The following is a 23,812-nucleotide window of genomic DNA, read 5'->3' as shown; positions in this document are numbered from 1 at the left end:
CTTTTTCATTTAACTGTCCAACTCGGCGTCTCAGTCGTCAATGTTCCGGCGGAACGTCTCCGGCAGGAACAGCAACCCGATGACCACCGTCGCCGCCGCGATCACAACCGGATACCACAGGCCGTAATAGATGTTCCCGGTCGCCGCGACCATGGCGAAGGCGGTGGTCGGGAGGAAGCCGCCGAACCAGCCATTGCCGATATGATAGGGCAGCGACATCGACGTGTAGCGGATGCGACTGGGGAAGAGTTCCACCAGCATCGCCGCGATCGGCCCATAGACCATCGTCACCAGCATCGCGAGCGCCCACAGGATCGCCACGACCGCGACCTTGTTGATCTTCGCCGTGTCCGCCTTGGCCGGATAGCCGGCTGCGACCAGCCCCGCCTTCAACTGATCCTGATAGGTGGCGATCGCCGCCGTCTTGTCTGCCCCCGCCAGCGTCGCGGCGCTTGGTGCAGTGAAGCTGGCCGTGCCGATCCTGACCACCGCCGGCGTGCCAGGCGCGGCCTCGACATTGTCATAGCTGACGCCGGTCTTGGCCATGAAGGTCTTGGCGACGTCACAGCTCGACTTGTCGAACTTGTTCTTGCCCACCGGGTCGAACTGGAACGAACATTCCTCGCCATGGGCGACGATCGTCACCGGGGCAGACGCCTGCGCCGCCGCCAGCGCCGGGTTGGCGGCATTGGTCAGCGCCCCGAACAAGGGGAAGTAGGTCATCGCCGCTAGGGCGCAGCCGCCCAGGATGATCGGCTTGCGGCCGATCTTGTCGGACAGCCAGCCGAAGAAGACGAAGAAGGGGGTAGCCAGCGCCAGCGCGATGGCGATCAGGATATTGGCCGTCGCGCCATCCACCCGCAGTGTCTTTTCCAGGAAGAACAGCGCATAGAATTGCCCGGCATACCACACCACGGCCTGCCCCATGACCGCACCCAGCAGCGCGATGATGACCCAGCGCAAATTGCCCCATTTGCCGAACGCTTCGGTCAGCGGCGCCTTGGACGTCGTGCCCTCGTCCTTCATCTTCTGGAAGACCGGGCTTTCGTTGAGCTGCAACCGGATCCACATAGACACGCCCAGCAGCAGGATCGAAATCAGGAACGGCAGGCGCCATCCCCAGGCTGCGAACGCCTCCTCGCCCAGCGCGAAGCGGAAACCGATCACCACCAGCAGCGCGGCGAACAGGCCGAAGGTCGCCGTCGTCTGAATCCAGCTGGTATAAAGCCCGCGCTTCCCTTCGGGCGCATGTTCCGCGACATAGGTCGCCGCCCCGCCATATTCGCCACCCAGCGCCAGACCTTGCGCCAGGCGCAGGACCAACAGGATGACCGGCGCAGCCACGCCGATGCTGGCATAGTTGGGCAACACGCCCACCGCGAAGGTCGACAAGCCCATAATGCCCATCGTCACCAAAAACGTATTCTTGCGCCCGACCATGTCGCCGATCCGCCCGAACACGATGGCGCCGAACGGCCGCACGGCAAAACCGGCGGCAAAGGCGGCGAGGGCAAAGATGAACCCCGTCGTCTCGTTCACGCCCGAAAAGAATTGCGCGCTAATATAGGTCGCCAACAGGCCGTAAAGATAGAAATCATACCATTCGAACACCGTGCCCAGCGACGACGCGGCAATGACGAGCTTCTCGTTCTGCCCCGTCACGCTATGCTTTGGCCGGCCGTCTTCATATGTTGTCGCCATCTGCCCTCTCCCTTAAAATGTGAATTTAGCGGCCATTTCCAGGCGGTCTATCTGGCCTTTCAGGCCACTGGCGACTTCGCGCTGACCATGGCGATACTCGATCCCCAGATCCAGTTGCTTGACCGGTGACCAGAAAATATTGCCCGCAACGCTGTAGGCCGCGACATTGGCCAGGTCCGGCAGGGCGATCGCATCGGGATACCAGGCCTTTTGATAGGCCGCCATGAGGGTGGATCTGACCGTATCGGTCCAGCCCAGCTTGATGGCCGCAAAGCCGGCGAAATTGTCCACGACATAGAGCCGATCGCCGATCGCGGGATCATAGACCGCGTCAGGCACGAAACCGACCGTGAAATACCGGCCCATGCCCTGACCATAGGTCGCGCTGAACCGCACGTCGTGACGACCCTGCGGCCCGAACGGCACCTTGCCCGCCGCGCTTATGCCCCATCCGTTCGCAGTATCACCAAATCCGTCGCCATGGATGGACAGCTTGCGATACAGGCCGGCGATGTGCATCTCGCCGGCCCTGCCCTTATAGGCCAGCTTTGCGACCAGGTCGGGCATGCGGTCACTGTCATTGTCGCCCAGCGCCGCCGATGTCGTGCTGATCGTCTCGGTCTGCGGGTTTTCGGCCGCCAGATAGAGGCTCCAGTCAGCGGACAGCGGCTGCTTATACTGCACCATCATTTGCCGAACGAAGATCGCGCCGTCCATGGGGCCAACAAAATCGGTGGTTTCGGGGAAATGATTGGGGTTCTGGAATGTCGTCCATTCCTGCCCGACCAGCCAGTTGCCATAGCTGATGAAACCGCGTCGGAATGTCGGCGTATAGGGATTGGTCGCGCGCTGCGCGCCCAGCGGCGCGGCGGCCAGGGCGAAGTCGAACTCGACCACGCTCTTGACCTCCTTGCCGCCCAGCGGGGTCGATGAGCTGAACGCCAGCCGTGTCTGTCGCGCATGGCCGATGATGTCGCGGCTGCTGCCGCCGCCGACCGGTATCTGTTGCGGCAGGTAGAATTCCTTGCCCAGCGATCCGCCCGGCACCACACCATCGTCATAGCGGGTGGCGCTGCCCACTACCTTGACGAATCCCCCCAGCTTGAACGTCGTCGCGCCGACCTTGAAGCCTTCAGCGGCTGGCTTGGCCTCCAGCGCGGCGACGCGGCTGTCGGCCTTTTGGGCTATCTGGGTCGACGCCTGATTTTCGCTGCGCGCCTGCGTCAATTCGCTTCTCAACGCCGATACAGCGGCCTCCAGCTGGTTGAGCCGCGCTTCCAACTCCGCTTCGCGCTGTGTCTGCGCCATCGCGCCGGGCGCAGCGCTCATCGCCACGGCCATCGCGCCGATCGCCACGCTAAGCCGCCAATATCTGCTATTCGGCGCCTGCGCCGTCAGGATTCGCATCATCATTCCTCTCCCACCGGTCGCCCCGTCTGTGCGGGGTTGGTGGCGATCCGGCCATGGCTGCATCATGCGGACGATGCGGGGGTGGAGAGAAGGCCGACCATGGTGGTAAGGGCGTCCGACTTTGGTCGAGGATGCCGGTTTCTTCTTCACGGGTTACGCTAGGGCGAAAGAGCTTGGAGAGGTTCTCACCACATGAGCGAAGCCCTGTATCCCGTCCCTGCCGCCCCGGCTGCCGACGCCCGCATCACCGCCTCGACCGCCGCTGCCATGCATGCGCTGGCCGCGTCCGATCCCGACACATTCTGGCGGCAACAGGCGCAGCGGCTCGACTGGATCACGCCCTTTACGAAGGTCGATGAAAGCAGCTTCGACGAAGGCGACTTCGGCATCAGCTGGTTCGCCGACGGCGAGCTCAACGTCAGCGCCAACTGCATCGACCGCCATCTCGCGACCCGCGCCGATCAGCCCGCGATCATCTGGGAAGGGGACGATCCCGCGGACAGCCGCGTCATCACCTATGCCCAGCTGCATGAGGAAGTATGCCGTTTCGCCAATGTGCTCCAAAGCCAGGGCGTGCAGCGCGGCGACCGGGTCACCCTCTATCTGCCGATGATCCCCGAAGCCGCCTTCGCCATGCTCGCCTGCACCCGCATCGGCGCGGTCCATTCGATCGTCTTCGCCGGCTTCTCCCCCGACAGCCTGGCCAGCCGCATTCGCGACTGCGACTCCCGCCTCGTCATCACCGCGGACGAAGGGTTGCGCGGCGGCAAGCGGGTGGCGCTCAAGGCTAATGTGGATGCCGCGCTCGCCCATTGCGGCTCGGTCGAAAAGGTCATCGTGGTTCAGCGCACCGGCGCCGATGTCCCAATGGTGGAAGGCCGCGACATTTTCTACGGCCCGGCCCGCGACGCCGCCGCGACCGACTATGCGCCGCAGGCCATGGGCGCCGAAGACCCGCTGTTCATCCTCTACACCTCCGGCTCCACCGGCACGCCCAAGGGGGTGTTGCACACCACCGGCGGCTATCTGCTGTGGGCGGCGATGACCCATGAATATGTGTTCGATTACCGCCCTGGCGAAGTCTATTGGTGCACCGCCGACATCGGCTGGGTCACGGGCCACAGCTATGTCGTTTACGGCCCGCTGGCCAATGGCGCGACCACGCTGATGTTCGAGGGCGTCCCCAACTATCCCGACCATAGTCGCTTCTGGCAGGTGTGCGACAAGTGGAACGTGTCGATCTTCTACACCGCCCCCACGGCGCTCCGCGCCCTGATGCGCGAAGGCGACGCCTATGTGCAGGCGGCAAGCCGCGCATCGCTCCGTATCCTGGGCAGCGTCGGCGAACCGATCAATCCCGAAGCCTGGGAGTGGTATCACCGCATCGTGGGCGACGGCCGCTGCCCGATCGTCGATACCTGGTGGCAGACGGAAACCGGCGGCATCCTGATCGCCCCCCTCCCCGGCGCGACCGACCTTAAGCCCGGTTCCGCGACCCAGCCACTTTTCGGCGTCCACCCTCTACTGGTCGATGCCGAAGGACAGGAACTGGACGGCGCGACCGAGGGCAATTTGTGCATCGCCAAAAGCTGGCCAGGACAGATGCGCACCGTCTATGGCGATCATGATCGCTTCTTCCAGACCTATTTCACAACCTATCCGGGCCGCTATTTCACTGGCGACGGCGCCCGCCGCGACGCCGACGGCTATTATTGGATCACTGGCCGGGTCGATGACGTCATCAACGTGTCGGGGCACCGCATGGGCACGGCTGAGGTCGAAAGCGCGCTTGTCGCCCATGCCAAGGTCGCCGAAGCCGCGGTCGTCGGCATGCCGCACCCGATCAAGGGCCAGGGCATCTACGCCTATGTGACCCTCAACGCGAACGAGGCGCCATCGGACGACCTGCGCAAGCAGCTGGTCGCCTGGGTCCGCAATGAGATCGGCCCGATCGCCACGCCCGACATCATCCAGTTCGCCCCCGGCCTGCCCAAGACCCGATCGGGCAAGATCATGCGCCGTATCCTGCGCAAAATCGCGGAAGGCGAAACCGGCGCGCTCGGCGACATTTCCACGCTGGCCGACCCTTCTGTGGTCGAAACGCTGATCGCGGACAGCCAACTCGCCAACGCCTGATCGAAAGGACTTGCCTCGCACAAGGGCAAGCCCCTATTCCAGGCTGGCGACAGACCAGCCAGATGGCCGGTCGGAGAGGAACGCGACGCTGACAGCACAGGGCGCCATTTTGGTGGCGGACGATCATCCGCTCTTTCGTCAGGCGCTGGTCATGGCGGTGGAGTCGGTCGCCCCCCACGCCCGCATTATCGAAGCTGCCACCCTGGACCGCGCAGTGGAAGCGGCGAGCGCGACCAGCGATCTGCTGCTCATCCTGCTCGACCTCAAAATGCCTGGATCTGCGGGTTTTTCCGGTGTCGCCCTGCTCCATGCCGAACGCCCTTCGGTCCCGATTCTCGTCATCTCCAGCGCGGAGGCGCAGGTCGCTTCGCCTGAAGCCCGCCGCTATGGCGCGGTCGGCTTCATCGGCAAGGATCAGCCCCTTGTCGTCATGGAAGAGGCGATCGCCGCGGCGCTGGAGGGCCACAGTCCCGCCCCCCTGCCCGCTGGCGATGTGGACGACATGGCGGAAAAGGTCGCCGCGCTCACCCCCACCCAGTTGCGCGTCCTGCTGGGCGTGCTTGACGGTCGGCTGAACAAGCAGATCGCCTTCGATCTGGGCGTGGCGGAATCGACCATCAAATCGCATATGACCACCATCCTCGCCAAGCTGGGCGTGCAGAACCGCACCCAGGCGGCGTTGGCCGCCCGCGCGCTGGGCCTGGGCGCGGATCGATAACGCCCCCACTCCCCGTTCGGCTGAGCCTATCGAAGCCCCTATATTCTTAGAACAAACAGCCCGCCGCGTGACACATCGCCGCGCATGGCTCAGGCAAGTCCATCAACCTTATGCCGGGCCTTCTCGCGCCAAGCCGGCGACCCACGCGTCCAGCACCGCGCCGCCCAGCGGCTTGGCCAGTATCGTAATGCCGCGTTCCCGCGCGCGTTCCAGCATCGCCTCGCCCCGTTCGGCCGTGACCAATGCCACCGGCAGGCCCGGCCGTCGCGCCCACAGGGCGTCGATCAGGTCGATGCCATCACGCGCCCCGCCCAGCGCAAAATCCACCAGTGCACCCTCAAACACCCCCGTCGCCGCCAGGGCCTCGCCCTCCCCCGCCGCCGTCACGCATCTATGGCCCATGGCCTCCAACGCCGCGCGCATGGCGGCGCGATTGGCGCTGTCATCGTCCACCACCAACAGCCGCCGGCCTGCCGTCTCCCGCGCCGCCGCCAGGTCGGCGACAACCGCGACCGGCGGATCTGCAGCAACCCGCGGCAGGTCGATCGCAAAGCAACTCCCCCTGCCCTCCTGCGACCACACCGCCACCTTGGCCCCGATCAGCGCGGCGGACCGCTCCACGATCGCCAGCCCCAGGCCCATGCCATTCTCACTCCCCTGCCCCAGCCGCTCGAACTCGCGGAAGATGATGCCCAGCTTGTCGGCCGCAATGCCGATACCGCTGTCACGCACCTCGATCCGCATCTGGTCCCCACGCCGCCGCGCCGCGACGATGATGCCACCCCGCTCGGTGTAGCGGATCGCGTTGCTCAGGAAATTCTGGACGATCGACCGCAGCAGCGATCGATCCGTCTCCACCCAGCCATCCCCCGCTCCCACCCGCAGAGACAAGCCTTTTTCGGTCGCCAATGGCCGCAGGCTCTCGACCAGATCGACCAGCATCGGCCGCGCCGCAAAGCGCGTCGGCTGCGGCGTGACACCGCCCGCGTCCAGCTTCGATATGTCGAGCAGCGCACGCAACAGGTCGTTCGCGCCCTCGATCGACCTGTCGAGCCGCGCCAGCATCGCTTTCTCCGGCTCGTCCAGCCGTCGGCGCAAGGCGGACGAAAAGAGCATGGCGGCATGAAGCGGCTGCAACAGATCGTGGCTTGCCGCCGCCAGGAAGCGCGTCTTGTCCGCCATCGCCGCCGCCAATTGCGCATTGACGTCGGACAGCTGCGCCGTGCGCTGCACCACCGCCAGCTCCAGGTCGCGCCGCGCGGTCTCGGTCGCGGCCCGCGCCTGCGCTTCGGCCGTGATATCGGTGAAGCTCATGACATAGCCGCCATCGGGCATCGCGCCCCCGACCGTCTTGATGACGCGGCCATCGGCCCGGTGCCGCTCGAAACTATGCGGCCTGCGGCTGCGCATATGGCTCAGGCGCCGGGCGACATGGTCTTCCACTTCTCCCGGCCCGCAATCGCCACGCTCCGCGTTGAATCGGATCAGATCGGCGACCGGTACGCCAACCCTTATCATTCCACTATCGTAACGAAAAAGGTCGAGATAGCGGCTGTTCCACGCTATCAGGCGCAGATCGCGATCGATCACGCTGACGCCGACATCGATATTCTCCAGCGTCGCGGCGAGCAGCCCTTGCGAGAAGTGCAGCGACTGGCCTGACGCATCCAGCATCTGCGCGACGTCGGCAAAGCCCATGCCCTGCCCGGAGATAGCCGACGCCATGATCGCGCGCGCCGACGATGCGCCCACCACGCTGCCGATCAACCGTTCGGCCGTGCGCGCGCTGCTGCGCTCGATCGGTTGCGCGCCCAGGTCTTGGCTGCCAAAGGCGGCAGCGGCGGCCTCGCTCCCGACGAAGCGCGTGACCAGATCGCCCAGCGCCGACATCGTCCCGATCGGCGCGATGCCCCGTTGCCGCACCAGCGCCGCCGCGCCCACCCCCCGCGCCGACACCAACAGATAGGCCAGGATGTTCCCGCCCAGGCTGATGACCGTGCCGAGCGTTACCGCGTTCACGCCCTCCCAGCGGTCGAGCCAGTCTGGCAGCAGGTCCACTGCCGGCAGGAACAATGTCCCCATCCAGATCGCAAAGCCGGTCAACAGGCCTGCGCCGCCCGCCACGGCGTCATTATGCGATCGATAGACAGCCAAGATCAGCGCGGGCGCGCATTGGGCGATGGCGACGAAAGCGATCAGCCCCACCGACGCCAATCGGATCGTGGAGGGCGTGGCCATGGCGTAGAGCGCGGCGGCGGCGACCAGCCCCACGATCGCGCTGCGCCTGATCCAGAGCAGCCGTTCGCCCATATGCACGTCGCTGGTGGAACGGCGCAGCAGAACAGGTGCGAACAGGTCGTTGGAGATCATGCTGGAAATCGCAACGACTTCCGTCACCACCATCGCCATCGCCGCCGACAGTCCGCCGAAAAATACGAGCAACGCGAGGGCTTGAAAGCCGAAACGCTGCGGCAGGCTGAGCACGAACAGGTCCGGCACCGCCTTTACGCCCAACAACGCCAGTCCCGCCGCGGCGATCGGCAGCACCGCCAAAACCGTCACCAGAAGATAGGCAATGAACCCCCAGCGCGCCCGCAATATGTCGTCGGGGCCGCGCGCCTCCATGACACTGACGAAAAAATGGCGCGGCAGGCAGATGATCGTCAGCATCGACAGCAGGGTCGTGACGACAAAATCGCCATCGAGCCGCCCCGGTGAAAAGCCTGTCCGAAACGCGGCGATCCCCGGCGCCGTCTGCGCCGTTGGCATCGCCCAGAGCAGCCAGCAGGCAAGCGCTGCGACCAGTAGAAGGGCCGCCAGCTTCAGCACTGATTCGGTCGCGACCGCAAACAGGATGGCTTCGTTCTGCCCCGCCACCTGATAGCGCCGAGCTCCGAACAGGATCGCGAACAGCGCCAGCGCGGCCGACGCCCCGATCAACGGCGCCGTGCTTTCGGGCGTATGCGACACCAGCGCAAAGCTGAAGGCGACCGACCGTAATTGCAGCGCGACATAGGGAATGGTGCCGAACAGCAGGATAATAGTGACCAGCGCGGCGATCGCGCGGCTCTTGCCGAAACGCGATCCGATAAAGTCGGAGATCGACGTCGCGCCTTCGCGATGCACCTCGACATGCAGTCGCCGCAGGAAGCCCCCACCCAGAGCCATCACCAGACCCGGCCCCAGATAGATGGGCAGATAATCCCATCCCCCTGTCGCCGCGCTGCCGACCGCTCCGAAATAGGTCCATGCGGTGCAATAGACCGCCAGCGCCAGCCCATAGGCATGGATACGCCAGCGCGACCCTCTCAATTGCGCGCGATAGCGATGTGCCAACGCTGCCCCGCCGAACAGCAGTGCGGCGTAGAGGATGGCCAGGAGGATCGCGATGGACATCCACCAGGCATAGACGCGTAGATCGCGCACGCCAATCGGTCCGAAAGAGGGGGGATTGGCGCGCCGCCCAATCGGATGTAGGAGATGACTTTCTTAGAGGATTTTATCGTTTAATATCTGTCGTTATATTGTTGATATTATTATAGAGTTTTTATATTTAGATTTGATATCTGAGCATATGCCATATACCCGCTACGACCCGGATATACATGATGGCCTCCTATCCCATTACGCGGACGCGCAGGCGGCGCTGGTGCGGATCGAGGAGCGACGACGTCTCAGTCCCGTGCGCCGACCCTGGAAGATACGATGCTTCATCGCCGAACGCCAAGCGCTGGCATGGATCGATGCCACATCGATCGATGCGGACGCGTTCACCGTCGACGGCCGGGGCCGTGTCAGCGGCGCATCCTTCGACCTGACCCATTGGCGGCAAGCTGTCGGCGCGCCAATAACGCTTGATACATTACGCGACGACAATGTCGGCCTGCTCGATTGGCTGGGAGTACAGGACGTCCCTGCCAACGCTGATCCATGGACACCCTTCGGCGTTCCGCTTGCGGATGTCCGCCAGCGTGTGGCGCAGTGGCAGGCGGAGGCCGCCGCCCTGCCCCCCTCCCCGCCTCTCCTTCATGCCGCGCGCATTGCTCTGGCGTGGCGACGCCAGTCGCCCATCGGCCGTGGCGACGCCGTGGCGAGCTTCCTGATCGGCGATCGCTACGGTCCGGGGCGATGGGATGCCTCCTTCGGCGGTCTCGCCGCCTTGGGTTTTCAAACCGGCGCGGCGGCTTGGAAGATCGCGGACCGCGCGCAGTTCGACCGTCTATGGCTTCGGGCCATAGCCGTGGGCGCTCATAACCATCTCGACCAGGAAATACGCCTGCGCACCTATGCGGGACGCGCCGCGGCTTATATCGCGTCACGGCGTCGCCCTGGTCGCCTGAAGGACGTCTTGATGTTGGCAATGTCCCGGCCTGCCATCAGCAGCCGGCTAGTAGCCGATCAACTGGGCCTGACCTCCGCCGGCGCAATCAAATTATTGGGGATCGCGACCGACGCGGGACTGTTGCTGGAACGATCGGGACAGAGCAGCTATCGCAGCTATACTATTCCAGTAAGTCATGCGCCTCGCACAGCGGCATCGCCAGATCCGCTTATTGACCCCGACATCGCCGACTTCTGGTCCCGTGATTGAAAATGTCGACCGCGCCAGCGGGTCACTGAGCGCGATTTGTCGCGCGCAATACGGGATCGTAGGCTGAGACCAGCGCGGCCTTCAGAGGCGGTCCTACAGCCTCTATATTCGGTTTCCGTCTTTGTTCTTATAACCGGCCTGTTCGGATACGTCATGACGATCTCCGTTGATCCTAGCGCTCAACGATAGAAATCAAGCTCTAAGAGGATCACATCGGCGATTTCCAGATGCATTCGAGATGTCGCCCCAGACGAAGATCCCGATACATATTGGCCTTGGCCGCCCATAATATCGATATTCTGAAAACACGTCGCAGCCCGATGTCGAAGGCTGTTTCTAAGCTGGACGCGCCAGCAATAAGAGAAAAGCGGAGCAGGGCAGGGGACGTACCAAGGCGCAATAACCCCGTTAATCGTGTTTTCAGAATCGTACCGGTCTCTATCGTCGCGCCATTGTTAATGCACGACAGACATATGCCCATCGCCCAGCCGGGCTGTCATATCCACGCTTTTACAGCGTTTACGGCTATGCGCTTGCAAGATCGGACCAATGCGTTGCGACAGGGTAGGGGAACCGCACATCACAATCACGTGATTCCGAAAACACGTTGACTGGCGCCAGTCAGGACCGCAGCTGATATTTGTTGCGGCGGTGATGTTCTTTGACGAAGCCATAGAAGCGCTTGGAATAGTTGCGCGGCAGTTCATGTGGATTGGCGCCCAGAAACGCGTCGAAACGACGCAGCAGCTCGTCATAGTCCCAACCAGGGAAATCGCTGCGGATCGCGTCGTGCACTTCAGCATCCAGTATCTCGCTCGCGCGACCGCTCATGACAGGCGCACGCCGCGCCTTGCTTTTATCCGCACCCGGGCTGCGCAGTCCGCCAGCCGCCTGCGCGATCAGCCTGATGGCCTGACCCGGATCGATCATTGCGTCGCCGTCATTGTCTGCCATAGCATCAGTCGGGGAGGGCAGGGGAGGCGCGCGCCGGGTGCGCCGTCGTTCGGCCATATGCCGCCGCATCACCATCTGCATCTTGGGCTTCATACTGTCCGCGTTGAGCACTTCCAGGCTGATGTCCGGCAATTCATTGGCACGGGCCAGGTCGAGCAACTTGCGCTTGAACACCGGGTAGCTGCTTTCGCTGCCGCTCTTCTGATGCAGGGTTTCGAACCCGATAACGAAGCCATCCGCGCCATTGCCGCCCGCATGTTTGCGCGACGCACGATAGAGCCACTTGCCTAATCCGCTGGTGATCTCGAAATAGAGCGGCGATATGGCGAGCACGTTGCGCTTGTCCATCACCCCATCGAAGAACCATTTGGACAGGGTGATTTCCATGCCCAGCGATCGTTGCGTGCGTTCGTCCACCAAATGGGTGTAGCTGTCGATCCAGGAAAAGGTCGTCTCCCGGCTCTTTGCGCTGGCGCGGATATTGGTTTTGATCGTCGTCGCCTGTAACCGATCCAGCGCGCTCACCAACCGCTCATAAGCCCGGCCGCTTGTGCCCCAGCAGATGCGCTTAAGCAGGTCGCCCGGCTGGAGCCGAATGACGGGCGAAAGATCGTTCAGCCCGCGCTCGCGCAATTCGTTCAGGTGCGACGCCAGATAGATCATGATGTCCGCGTCCCAGATGGTCGCCATGCCATAGGTCGGATTGGCCGACACATGCACGGTCACCGACCTGTCGGGGCTGACATATTCGATTGGCTTGACCCGTTTGCGCTTCGACAAACTAAAGAAGGGACGCTGCATCGTCTCTTGATAGTCGCGTAGCGAAATGTCACTGAAATCGGGCAGGGTGAAGAACATTTCGAACTGGACCTTGCGCTCTTTCAACGCCGTCTTAAGTTCGCCCTCATTCTCCACTGTGCCATCCCATTTTCGCCGTCCCCCCAGGGGGAAAATCACATAAATAACTGAAATATATAGGTTATTTCCCTATTTTCAGCTTTTCATTCCAGCGTCGCCCACTCTTACCGCCGTTTCGCGCTCCGAATACGCGCCGCGTCAATCACGGGCCGCAACGCCTCTAATATCGCATCGGTCGATAGGTCGGATGGCGTCAGCGACAGCGTCAATATCTTTTGTTGGTCCTTCACCACTTCCCCGATCGCCTTGCCGTTGCCGGCTGCGATCGACGCCTTCTGCACGCGGCCTTTTACCGTCACGGCCTTGAGCAATCGCCCCATGACCTCGACGCCGCTGATCGGCTGTTCGTCGCCCGAACGGCGGAAACTTTGTTCGGACGCAATCTGATCCGCCGCGGCCTCCAGCTTTGCCCGGCTAGCCGGATCGCGCAGGATGGGCAGGAGCCGCTCACCATATTTGGCTTGCAGATCCATCGGCGAGTGGAAAGCGCTGACCAGAAAGGGCGGTATCTCGGTAAGCGCGATATAACGCGATAGTTGCGACTTCGAGATTTTCAGCCGCTCCGCCATTCGCAGCTGCACGCCGCCATAGAAGCGATCGACCGCGGCCTTATAATTCAGGCCACGCTCCAAGTCGGAAATATCCTCGCGTTCACGATTCTCTATATCGGCCAGTCGGAACGCGGCCTCATCGTCCAGATCCTCGATGATCGCGATCAGGTCGATGTCGGGATAGTGATTGGTGTTGAGCCAGTTGATCGCCCAGTGCCGCCGCGTCCCCGTTACCAGTTCATAGGGCAGGGGGCCATTGGGCGTGCGCCGCACCACCGCGGGAATCCGGTTGCCGCCTTCCGCCAGGATTGAATCGATCAGGCTGCGCAACCTATGCTCGTCCAGCAACGTATAGTCGCGCGCATTGCCCGGCCAGATCGAACATTCGGCGGGCTTCAACCTTATGGTCGGCCGCTTCACGATCCGTGCCGCCTCGCCAAAGGCTTCCAGCCGCTTGTTGGTGAAATTGACGCGCCCGGCTGCGGCGTCCGCCGCCGCCGCATCAGACTGGACCGCCGGCTCGCTCGGCGCGGATGCCAGAGCTTCGCTAATCAGGGACCGCCGGCTCATGCCGCCACGCTCACACTGGCGTCGGCACCGGTCAGGCTGGTCGATGGCCATTGCTGCCGTATCTGCTGCACGACCTCGCCAAACACCGCGTCCAGATTATCGCGGCACCGCATGTAGGTCTGGTGCGATGCGGACGGCTTGGATTCATAGATCGACCGGAACGCTTGGGTAGCGTTCTTGATTTCCTCGGAAGCCAATATCGGTTGCCCCAGCAACAGCCCGGCATAGGTTGCCTGCATGATCCGCCACATGTCATTTTCGCCTGGCTTGCTGGGGGAAAAGGCCGAGCACACCACACGGATGAAGCCGTAATTGACCGGCGTGCCATTTTGTTCGAGAATTTCGATATTGTCCGCGATCGTGTCCATGAAATGGATTGTCGACAGGTAGTCCAGCTGCCGCGCCGGAACGGGGATGAGCAATCCGGTTGCAGCCGCCATCACGTTGAGGCCCAGAAAGCCCATGGCTGGCGGCGGGTCGAGCAGGATGACATCGAAATCCTTGGTCACGCTGGCAATACCGATGCGCAGCGCCTGCAAACTTTCCCTTACCGCCTGCCCGCCTTCGCGCAGGGTGGAGGTCAAATCCCATTCCGCATCCTGCAGGCCCAGGCTCGACGGCACGATCTTGATCGTCGGCCAGGGCGTGTCGCGGATGGTTTCGGCGAAATTGCTGAAGGTGCTGCGCGGCGAGAGGAACGCGCCGAGTGTCTGGTCGTCGTCAATCAGCGTTTCAGGTTGGATGTCGAACATGGTGGTGGTGGATGCTTGCGGATCGCAATCGATCACCAGCACGCGATAGCCATGCAGCGCGAGATAATCGGCCAGATGCTTGGTGATGGTGCTTTTTCCTACGCCACCTTTGAAATTCTGCACCGCCAGCACGACAGCATCCTCGTCCGGTTGCTTGCCCACATGGATGCCCAGCGCCTCGCGGATCTGGGTCATATCCTCCAGCGTGTAGTAGCGGCGGCCATTGGGCAACTGCTTGGGCTGGGGCAGACGCCCTTTGGATTCCGCTTTGGCCAAAGCCTCCGGCGTGCGCCCGATCAGTTCGGCCGCTACCGTCGGTCCAAAAGTGATATCAAGCGTTTTGTGCGCATCGGGACGGAACACGATCGTCTTGATATGATCGCGCATTTGCTGGCATGCCGTCGTGACGTTGCGCAGCGTGTTGACGGTAAACGACATGGCGCCCCTCATACCCGAATCATGACGATAAACTGGTTGGCGTTTTATGCGCTCAATTCCTCCTCAAAGTCAAACCACTGCTTAGGAGGTCTGATGAAGGCGTTCTTCCTCTGTTGCGTTGCATCAAAAGACAACCGTGGCGAAGGTTGAGAGGCAAACGGATTAAAGCTGGCTGATAGCCCTTCAACCTCTAACCGCTTCAGACGCTGCGAGGTAACGCGGCATTAGGGATTTTATTGAGAGATTAGAGGGGTTAACGACCCAAAAATCGGTTCAAAAGGAGCTATATCACGCGAGTCGGTGCTACGCCCGGCAATCCGATCACACGTTGATGACGGTGCGATAACACGCCCCGGCGATTCCGAAAGCACGACCAATCTGTGATGATAGCACGTTGTGCCGGGTGTCCATTTCAGTGATCCGCGACCGCTGTCGCGCCCTCCTTCGCGCCGATATCCATCAACGTCGGCAAGGCGGGATCGGTGCGTCGCCAGTTTGGCAGACTGCTGCTATTGGGATCGCCCCTCTGGACGAAATTGGCCAGATAGCGGCTGCTGATCCGGCCGATCGCGCGATCCGTGTCCGTCGTCGCGTCGCCATATTTCACCGCGACCGTGTCGAAGAAATAGGGGATTTCGCTGGCATGGCCCGCGCCCTTCGTCGCCGCGGTCCGCAGCGCCTGTGCGACATAGGAAAAGCGATAATGGTAGGTCGGCACGCCTGCCCGCGCGAATAGTTGCGCCATCGTGCGCGCGCCCGTCACCATCGGCCCGGTCGGCCCGCCAATATCGTCGCTGGTCGCACCGATCATCACCGGCACTTTGGCGAAGCGGCCCGCCCGATAGGCGTCCAGGCTATCGACCGCGACCCGGCCGTCGGCGACCGGGCTGCTGTGGGTGCGCGGGCCGGCCGCAAACAGCGCCGCCAGGTTCAGCCCATCCACCACGGCATCGGCAGGCAACGCTCGCAATTTCGTCAGCGCGTGGGGATCGTCCGGCGCGATGCCCTGCTTCTGCCCGAACGCCGCGCCCGTCGCCTCTGCCGCCGCCAGCGTGGCGTCGCTCATCGGCATCGGCCCGCCGGACTGGATCACCGCCTTGTGGAACAGGCCCTGCGCCATCGGCGACGTCAGCAGCGCATGGACCGACATGCCGCCCGCGCTTTCGCCCATGATGGTGACATTGCCCGGGTCGCCGCCGAACGCGGCTATATTATCCCGCACCCAGCGCAGCGCCGCGATCTGGTCCATATAGCCATAATTGGCCTGCCGCCCCTCGTCCGCATCTGCCCTGGTCAGCGCGGGATGCGCAAAAGTGCCAAATCGCCCCAGCCGATAGTTGAAGCTGACCACCATGATGCCCTGCCGCGCCAGCGCCGCCCCCGCATAGGTCGGCGGCGACGACCCGCCATTGACGAAGCCGCCGCCATAGATCCAGACCATCACCGGCAGCTTGGCGGTCCGCCCCTGCGGCTTCCACACATTCATATACAGGCAATCCTCCGCCGGCGGCGTGCCCAGCGGCGCGGCGTCGCTGGGGAAGGGGAGTTGCATACAGTCATGGCCATAGCGGCTGGCGTCGCGCACGCCCTGCCAGCGCAACACCGGCTGCGGCGCGCGCCAGCGTAGCTCGCCCACCGGCGGCGCGGCGAAGGGAATGCCCTTGAACGCGACGACGCCCTCCTCATTCACCCCGCGCAGTGCGCCGTCCGCGATGGTGACGACCGGCGCCATATCCGACCGTGCATGGACGGCGGGCGTACTCAGGGCAGCGGCCAACAGCAAGACGCGCAAGGGCAAAGCCATCTCTATTCTTCAATCTGTCATGGCAACGGCAGCGCCACGACCCGATCCTCCCGCGCCGATATCCAGGCCGCCTCGATGACTTCCTGCACAGCCACGGCTTCGTCCAGCGAAATCGGCGGATTGCTGCCGGTCGCCCATGTATCTGCCAGTTGCCGGTACAATTGTTCCTGGCATCCCGTTGCCGCCGGCAGCCGCGTCACCCCGCCATCGCCGTCATATACCTCGACCGGATCGGGATCGACGCCCCATCCGGCATCGCCCGTGCGCATGCCTGCAATCAACTGCGCCTCTTGGCGATCGAGCCGCCGCTTGACGAGCGATCCCTTGTCGCCATGCACGGCGAAACGCGGACTACCGCCGCCGCCAGCATCGGGGGCATTCAGGCTGGCGTGCAGCACAACGCGCATCCCGTCATAGCGCAACACCACATGCGCCCAATCGTCAGATGCCGATCCGGGGCGCAGCGCGACGATATCGGCGCTCACAGCCAACGGCCGCCCGAACAGCACCAGCGCCTGATCGACCAGATGCGGCCCCAGGTCGAACCACACCCCCGATCCGGCCGATCCATCCTCCCGCCAGCGGTCGCGCACCTGTGGCCGGAACCGGTCGAAATGCGATTCGAAATGCGTGACCCGACCGATCACGCCTGCCCCAATCGCGGCCCGAATGCTCAGAAAATCGCTGTCGAACCGGCGATTGTGGAACGCCGCCAATTGTCGCCCGCTGCTGCGGGCCAGCGCCGCCAGCGATCGCGCCTCGTCCAGCGACAGCGCGAAGGGCTTGTCCACCACCACATGCTTGCCCGCGCGCATCGCATCCGCAGCCATCGCTGCATGTGTCGCACTCGGCGTCGCAACCACCACAGCTTGTATCGACATATCGGCCAGCAGCGCCTCGGCGCTCGCCACGCACCGGATCGCCGGGTCGAGCGTTGCGACCTCTTCCACACGGCTGGTGACGATCGCCGCCAGTTCCAGCCCCGGCGAAGCGCGGATCAGCGGCGCATGAAAGACGCGCCCCGCCATGCCATAGCCGACCAGGCCGACCCTGATCCGCGTCGTCACGATGGTAATGCCCCGGCCACCACCGGCGCCAGCTTGCCCACGATTACACCCACGCCTTTGTCATTGGGGTGGATGCCATCGGGCAGTTGCAACGCCCGGTCGCCGATGACCCCCTCCAGCATGAAGGGATAGAGCGCTGCGTCATATTTGCGCGCCAAATCGGCAAAGATGGGATTGAAAACCGCGGCATAGTCCGGCCCCATATTGGGCGACGCCAGCATCCCGGTCAGCAGGACCGGGATTCCGCGCTTCTTCAATTCCGCCAATATCGCGTCCAGATTGGCCCGCGTCTTGGTCGGCGAAAGACCGCGCAGCATGTCATTGCCGCCCAGGCCCACCAGCACCAGGTCGGGTTTGCGCGGCAATCCGTCCAGCGTGAAGGCGAGCCGAGACAGCCCCGCCGCGGTCGTATCGCCCGACACACCGGCATTGACGACCCGCGCCTTTACTCCGCGCGCCTTGAGCGCCGCTTCCAGAACGGGCGCTAATCCTTTGTCCTGGTCCAGATTATAGCCGGCATAAAGACTGTCGCCGAACGCCACCACCAGCCGTTCGTCCGCTACCGGCGTGGCCGCCGCCGCGGCGTTGGCGCCCGGCCTGTCATCCCCGACCGCGGACGGCGCAGCTGTTTTATCCGAACAAGCCACCGCCAGTTGGACAATCAGCGCCAACGCCCCATATTGCATCCATCTGCCCGCCAAGGAGCGCTCCTTTTTCATGCATTTGCCCATTGATCCCGCCACTATCGCGATCCGCGCGCAGGATGTCACGCTTTCGCTTGGAACGCGCGATGCGCCGGTGGCGATCCTCAAGGGGGTCGATTTGACCATCTTGCGCGGCGAAAGCCTGGCGATTCTGGGCGCATCGGGATCGGGCAAAAGCTCGCTGATGGCGGTGCTGTCGGGCCTGGAGCGCGCCAGCGGTGGCAACGTCAGCGTGGGCGGCGTGGATTTCGGCGCGCTGGACGAAGATGCGCTGGCCCGCGCCCGGCGTGGACGCATTGGCATCATCCTGCAAAGCTTTCATCTGCTCCCCACCATGACCGCGCATGAAAATGTCGCCGTGCCGCTCGAATTGGCTGGCCATGCCGATGCCTTCGATCGCGCGGCCGACGAATTGCGCGCTGTGGGCCTGGGCCATCGGCTCGACCATTATCCCGCGCAACTCTCTGGCGGCGAGCAGCAGCGTGTCGCCATCGCCCGCGCCGTCGCCCCGCGACCGACGCTGATCTTCGCCGACGAACCGACCGGCAATCTGGATGCCACCACGGGCGTCACCATCATGGACCTGTTGTTCGAACGGCAACGCGCGGCGGGGGCCACGCTGGTCATCATCACCCATGATCCGACGCTGGCGGATCGGTGCGGTCGGATCGTGGAAATGCGCGATGGCCTCATCTTCTCGGATCGCGCCGCATGAACGCCATCGGTTGGAGCGCAAGCTGGCGCATCGCCCGGCGCGACCTGCATCTGGGCTTTCGCGGCCTGCGCCTCCTCTTCCTCTGCCTGTTCCTGGGCGTCGCCACGCTCGCCGCGATCGGCAGCCTGACCGCCGCGATCACGCAGGAATTGAGCGACCGGGGCCGCAATTTGCTAGGCGGTGACATCGAAATCGCCATGACGCAGCGTGAAGCGCGCCTGGGCGACAAGGAAGCCTTCCGTCAGCTCGGCACGCTCAGCGAAACCATCCGCCTACGCGCCATGGCGCAGAGGGACGGCCAAATTCAGCCAAGCGGGACGGGCAGGGGGGACGCACCGCCCGCCGTCCTCACCGAACTCAAGGGCGTAGATACGCTCTACCCGCTTTATGGCAAGCTCACCCTGCGTAAAGGCACGTACCGCCCCCTCGATCCCGACCAAATCCTGATCGGCGACGCCTTGGCTGAGCGGCTGGACGTCCGTCCCGGTGACCGCCTGCGCTATGGCACCGCCAGCTTCACCGTCGCCGCCATCATCGCCCACGAACCCGATCGCCTGGGCGAAGGCTTTACCCTTGGCCCCGTCGCCATCGTCTCGCTCGACGGCCTGCGCCGCACCGGCCTGATCCAGCCAGGCAGCCTCTATTCCAGCAAATATCGCATCCGCCTGGCCCCCGGTTTCGATCCCGCCACGGTGCGCAAGGACATGGAAAAGGCGCATGAGGCCGACGGCTGGACGCTCAAGGATCGGGATCGCGCCGCCCCCGGCGCCAATCGCTTCATCGAACGCATGGGGCAATTTCTCTCGCTGATAGGCCTCGCTGCGCTGGTCATTGCCGGCATCGGCGTCAGCAATGGCGTCGCCTCCTATCTTGCCGCCAAGCGGGGCGGCATCGCGACCTTGAAAGTGCTGGGCGCAACCTCGATCGACATCGGCCGCATCTACCGGATGCAGGTCGGCGCGGTGGCTATGCTCGGCATCGTGACCGGCCTGATCGTCGGCGCGCTCCTGCCACCGCTGATCGTCGCGCTGGCGGGCGACGTCCTGCCGGTCAGCCCCGGCTTCCGCCTCCATCCCATTCCGCTATTGACCAGCGCCGCTTACGGCCTGCTCATCGCCTTCCTCTTCACCTTCCCGCCGCTCGGCCGCGCCCGCACCCAACCGGCCGCGGCCATCTTCCGCGGCGCGGTGGAAAGCGGTAGCGGCATCGACCGGCGCAGCCTCGCCGCCATGAGCGCGGCAGGGGCTTTGCTCGTCGCCTTGGCGCTGCTCACCGCGCGCGAACCGCTCTTCTCCGCCGCCGTGCTGGGCGCGACCGCCGCCGTGCTTCTACTCCTGCTCGGCCTCGGCTGGGCCATCCGCCGCCTCGCCCTCATCGCGCCGCGCCCACGCCGCCCGCTGCTTCGCCTGGCGCTCGCCAATCTCCACCGCCCCGGCGCGCAGACCGCCGCGCTTATCGTGGCGTTGGGCCTCGCGCTCACCCTGTTCGTTACCCTGGCGGGTATCCAGACCAGCCTGGACAGCGAAATCCGCAATGTCGTGCCGGACAAGGCGCCCAACCAGTTCATCCTCGACATCCCGTCGACCCAGGCCGACCGTTTCCGCGCTATCGCCTTGCGCCAAGCCCCCGAAGCACAGCTCAACATCGTCCCTGCGCTGCGCGGCACGATCGTCGCCTATGGCGCGCAACGCGTCGCCGACCTCCAACAACTGCCTGAAGGGGCCTGGTTCCTGCGCGGCGAACGCGGCGTCACTTACAGCGCCATCCTGCCGCAGGGCAGCGATCTGACCGCTGGCCAATGGTGGCCGCGCGACTATACCGGTCCGCCGCTCGTCTCGCTCGATGAAGAAGCGGCGAAGGTCATGCAAATCGGCATCGGCGACACGCTGACCGTCAGCATATTGGGGCGCGAAATCACCGCCCGCATCGCCTCCCTGCGCAAGGTCAACTGGGACACGATGGGCTTCAACTATATCCTCGTCTTCTCGCCCAACGCGCTCGCCGCAGCGCCCCACAGCATGACCGCGACCATCACCATGGATGCGCGCCACGAAGGCGCCATGACCCGCGCGCTCCTATCGGCCTTCCCCGGCGTCTCGGTGATTGCGGTCGGCGATGTCATCGATCAGGTCGGCACCATTATGACGCAAATGTCGCGCGCTATCGTCGCCGCCGCCTCAGTCGCGATCCTGGCGGGGATCGCCGTGCTGGTCGGCGCGATCGCCGCCTCCCGTCAGGCGCGCAGCTATGACAGCGTGATCCTGAAAACGCTGGGCGCGACCCGCGGGCAGATATTGGCGGGCCAGGCGCTTGAATATGGCCTGCTCGCTTCCATGCTGGCGCTGGTCGCGCTGGCGCTGGGCACGACGGCCGCCTGGTTCGTCATCGTCCGCATCTTCGAATTTAGCTGGTCGCCCGACTGGCCGATCGTGCTGGCAACATTGGGCGGCGGCGCCCTGCTGACGCTGGGCATCGGCCTTGCCGGTGCGATTCCGCTGATGTCGGTCCGCCCGGCGCGCGCGCTGCGGCAGTTATAGCGGCCGGACCCGCGCCAAACGGCAGGGCACACGGTCCGGCACTGCCGTTTGGAGCATAGTGCCGCGCGCATCGGCATATCCTGCCGCCGTCTATTCTCTCCACAGAAGGCCGGCATGACCAGCACCGCAAGTCAAACCCGCACCCGTTCCTTCATCGACCTGCGCGCCTGGGCATCCGGCGCACATCCCGCCGCACCGTCGGCCGATCCCTTTTTGACCGCCCGCGCCGACCTGTCACTGGCGGAGGGGCCGATCAGCGTCGGCCTCATCGCCTTGCCGAAGGGCGCGGGGACCGTCGCCGCCCTCACTGCCGAAGAATTCATCATCGTGGAATCCGGCGCGGTCCGCATCGAACAGGCAGGCAAGACCGTGACGCTCACCGAAGGCGACAGCCTCCTGCTGCGCGACGGCGCGGCCTTCACCTGGTCGACCGATACCGATAGCCGCCTGCTCTTTATGCGTCGCACCGGTGGCCCCGCCGGCGACGGCGCGATCATCCCGGTTGACACCAACGCCCCGCTCGAACCGTCGGGCGCGCCGCTCGCCGAACTGCTGGTCGGCCCGACCCCGCAATGCCGCAACCATGGCGATTATAAATCGGCGGACGGCGAGTATATGGTCGGCACCTGGGATTCGACGCCTTACTACCGCCGCGCCATGGTCTATCGCCATTATGAACTCATGTACCTGCTCGACGGCAGCGTGACCTTCATCGACGAAGCTGGCACGGAAGGCACATTTGCCAAGGGCGACATCTTCTTGGTGCAGCAGGGCGCCAGTTGCAGCTGGGACAGCCAGGTCGATGTGAAGAAAGTCTATTGTATCTACCGCCCGGCCTGAACTCCCACCCGTTCGCTTCGAGCGAAGTCGAGAAGCGACAGGCGCTGTGTCAGCGTTTCTCGACCTTGGCGTGTCCTGAGCGCCCGCCTTGGCAGGCAGTCGGCTCGAAACAAACGGGCTTTCAAGCGAAGGGATCGAGCGTCCCCAGCCAGGCTACCATCCCGATAATGGCGATAGCCGCGCTGGTTTCCGCCAGCAGCGACAGCCGCAGATGCGCGATCGCGCGCTGCGGCGTCCCGCTCTCCAGCAGCGGCGTCAGGTGCCAGCGATTGAGCGCCGCCAGCCCCAGCATCAGTCCAAACAGCGCCAGCTTCGCGCCCAGCAGCCATCCATAAAGGCTGTCCGCCAGATCCGGGAGCTGCGCCAGCCCGACGATCATCACACCGTTGATGCCGCCGCTCACGACCAAGGTCGCAACGACCAGCGTCCCCATCAACGCAAAGCGCGACAGCATCGTGGCGATATGCTGCACCTCGGCCGTCGCAGGCCGTAGCGTCAGCACGGCATGGCACAGCACCACCAGCGCCCCGATCCATCCCGCGGCCGCCCAGATATGGGCGACATCGGCGACGCGATGCACGGTCCCGGCGATATCCTCGGTCGCTCCCGCATGGCCGGTCCACGCCAGCGTCGCCGCCGCGACGGCAGCGGGGATCAAAGTCAGGCGAGGGCAATTCGCGGACGCGAACACAATCGCCAGCAGCAGCGCACCATAGCGCACCGCCAACACCGGCCCGATCGGCGTCATGGTGAGCAATATGACGGCCGTTCGCCAATCGGCGGACGTGATCGGGTTGCCGGTCATCGCCGCCACGCTCGCCATCAGCCAGAGCGCGGACAGCGCCATGCCGCCCAGCGCCAACGCGACCAGCACACCGCGCCGACCCGCCATGCCCATCACCCACCAGAACAGCGGCAGGCCCATGAGCAGGGCGAGGTCGATCATCAGCGCAAAGCGCGCCCCGATCAACGCCCCCTCGATCATGACGGGTTACTTGACCTTGAAGCTGTAGCCGCCTTCCATCCTATGCTGGTCCGCGCCGACGATATGCCATTTCAGGTCATAGCTGCCGGCGGGCAGCGCGCGGGGGAAGGTCAGCGTCATGGTCTTGCCTTCAACGCTGGTCTTGAAGCCCTTGATCGGCATCACCGGATGGTCGCTCATGCCCGGCATCCCGGTCATCACCAGTTCCACGCCGCTCATCGGCGCCAGGAAGGTTTCGGAAAAGGTCAGGGTCAGCTTGGTCGGCTTGGCCACGGTCGCATTGGCGGCCGGCGTGGACGCCACCAGCTTATTATGTGCGCTCGCGACGCCGGGCAGCGCCAGCGCGAAAGCGGCGGCAGTCAGGAAATAGCGGTTCATGGCAATGTCTCCAACAGGGGGTGTCAGGGGCCATTACGCATGG

General features: G+C 64.1%; 17 protein-coding genes. 6 read left to right on the top strand and 11 right to left on the bottom strand.

The window, feature by feature from the left end; translation table 11 throughout:
• Positions 1-30: 30 nt before the first annotated feature.
• Positions 31-1,701, bottom strand: coding sequence for an MFS transporter (locus CEQ44_RS00595; protein ID WP_088184583.1), 1,671 nt, complete (start codon positions 1,699-1,701; stop codon positions 31-33).
• A 12-nt stretch (positions 1,702-1,713) separates the two neighbouring features.
• Positions 1,714-3,114, bottom strand: a complete 1,401-nt coding sequence (locus CEQ44_RS00590; RefSeq protein WP_254913908.1) for a DcaP family trimeric outer membrane transporter — start codon at positions 3,112-3,114, stop codon at positions 1,714-1,716.
• 189 nt (positions 3,115-3,303) lie between these two features.
• On the opposite strand from CEQ44_RS00590, the gene acs reads away from it, so the two are divergent.
• Together acs and CEQ44_RS00580 are read left to right on the top strand one after the other, a co-directional pair.
• Positions 3,304-5,247, top strand: coding sequence for an acetate--CoA ligase (gene acs, locus CEQ44_RS00585; RefSeq protein ID WP_088184584.1), 1,944 nt, complete (start codon positions 3,304-3,306; stop codon positions 5,245-5,247).
• Between the two features lie 109 nt (positions 5,248-5,356).
• Positions 5,357-5,965 carry a response regulator transcription factor gene (locus CEQ44_RS00580; protein ID WP_254913913.1) on the top strand — a complete coding sequence of 203 codons (609 nt, stop codon included), beginning with the start codon at positions 5,357-5,359 and terminating at the stop codon, positions 5,963-5,965.
• A 108-nt stretch (positions 5,966-6,073) separates the two neighbouring features.
• On the opposite strand, the gene CEQ44_RS00575 is transcribed toward CEQ44_RS00580, so the two are convergent.
• Entirely contained in the window at positions 6,074-9,391 is a 3,318-nt protein-coding gene (locus CEQ44_RS00575) for a PAS-domain containing protein (RefSeq protein ID WP_254913907.1), read from the bottom strand.
• A 148-nt stretch (positions 9,392-9,539) separates the two neighbouring features.
• Here CEQ44_RS00575 and CEQ44_RS00570 point away from each other — a divergent pair, with 148 nt between their 5' ends.
• Entirely contained in the window at positions 9,540-10,556 is a 1,017-nt protein-coding gene (locus CEQ44_RS00570; protein WP_088184586.1) for a hypothetical protein, read from the top strand.
• 621 nt (positions 10,557-11,177) lie between these two features.
• Here CEQ44_RS00570 and CEQ44_RS00565 read toward each other — a convergent pair.
• From CEQ44_RS00565 to CEQ44_RS00540, 6 genes are all read right to left on the bottom strand, one after another.
• Entirely contained in the window at positions 11,178-12,368 is a 1,191-nt protein-coding gene (locus tag CEQ44_RS00565; RefSeq protein WP_088184607.1) for a replication initiator protein A, read from the bottom strand.
• A gap of 164 nt (positions 12,369-12,532) precedes the next feature.
• Positions 12,533-13,549, bottom strand: a complete 1,017-nt coding sequence (locus tag CEQ44_RS00560; RefSeq protein ID WP_088184587.1) for a ParB/RepB/Spo0J family partition protein — start codon at positions 13,547-13,549, stop codon at positions 12,533-12,535.
• Positions 13,546-14,739, bottom strand: coding sequence for an AAA family ATPase (locus tag CEQ44_RS00555; RefSeq protein WP_088184588.1), 1,194 nt, complete (start codon positions 14,737-14,739; stop codon positions 13,546-13,548). Before CEQ44_RS00555 ends, CEQ44_RS00560 begins: the two co-directional genes overlap by 4 nt.
• A 412-nt stretch (positions 14,740-15,151) precedes the next feature.
• On the bottom strand, positions 15,152-16,543 hold the full coding sequence (locus CEQ44_RS00550; protein WP_088184589.1) for a carboxylesterase family protein: 1,392 nt from the start codon (positions 16,541-16,543) through the stop codon (positions 15,152-15,154).
• A gap of 17 nt (positions 16,544-16,560) precedes the next feature.
• On the bottom strand, positions 16,561-17,610 hold the full coding sequence (locus tag CEQ44_RS00545; RefSeq protein ID WP_088184590.1) for an oxidoreductase: 1,050 nt from the start codon (positions 17,608-17,610) through the stop codon (positions 16,561-16,563).
• Complete coding sequence (locus CEQ44_RS00540) at positions 17,607-18,329, bottom strand: arylesterase (protein ID WP_088184591.1); 723 nt, start codon at positions 18,327-18,329, stop codon at positions 17,607-17,609. The genes CEQ44_RS00545 and CEQ44_RS00540 overlap by 4 nt, the downstream gene beginning before the upstream one ends.
• On the opposite strand from CEQ44_RS00540, the gene CEQ44_RS00535 reads away from it, so the two are divergent.
• The 3 genes from CEQ44_RS00535 to CEQ44_RS00525 all read left to right on the top strand — a co-directional run bounded on the left by CEQ44_RS00535 (position 18,328) and on the right by CEQ44_RS00525 (position 22,406).
• Entirely contained in the window at positions 18,328-19,029 is a 702-nt protein-coding gene (locus CEQ44_RS00535; RefSeq protein ID WP_088184592.1) for an ABC transporter ATP-binding protein, read from the top strand. The genes CEQ44_RS00540 and CEQ44_RS00535 overlap by 2 nt on opposite strands.
• Positions 19,026-21,566, top strand: a complete 2,541-nt coding sequence (locus CEQ44_RS00530) for an ABC transporter permease (RefSeq protein ID WP_088184593.1) — start codon at positions 19,026-19,028, stop codon at positions 21,564-21,566. Before CEQ44_RS00535 ends, CEQ44_RS00530 begins: the two co-directional genes overlap by 4 nt.
• 114 nt (positions 21,567-21,680) lie before the next feature.
• Positions 21,681-22,406, top strand: a complete 726-nt coding sequence (locus CEQ44_RS00525) for a cupin domain-containing protein (protein WP_088184594.1) — start codon at positions 21,681-21,683, stop codon at positions 22,404-22,406.
• A 121-nt stretch (positions 22,407-22,527) separates the two neighbouring features.
• Here CEQ44_RS00525 and copD read toward each other — a convergent pair whose 3' ends face one another.
• Positions 22,528-23,391 (bottom strand): copper homeostasis membrane protein CopD, encoded by an 864-nt coding sequence (gene copD / locus CEQ44_RS00520; RefSeq protein WP_088184595.1) that lies wholly within the window; start codon positions 23,389-23,391, stop codon positions 22,528-22,530.
• Between the two features lie 6 nt (positions 23,392-23,397).
• The gene (copC, locus tag CEQ44_RS00515) at positions 23,398-23,769 is read right to left on the bottom strand and encodes a copper homeostasis periplasmic binding protein CopC (protein WP_088184596.1); all 372 of its coding nucleotides are present in this window, start codon (positions 23,767-23,769) and stop codon (positions 23,398-23,400) included.
• Positions 23,770-23,812 lie beyond the last annotated feature (43 nt).

This window comes from Sphingobium sp. Z007 (assembly GCF_900013425.1).
Classification (GTDB): Bacteria; Pseudomonadota; Alphaproteobacteria; order Sphingomonadales; family Sphingomonadaceae; genus Sphingobium.
This window is presented reverse-complemented; position numbering and strand designations above follow the sequence as displayed.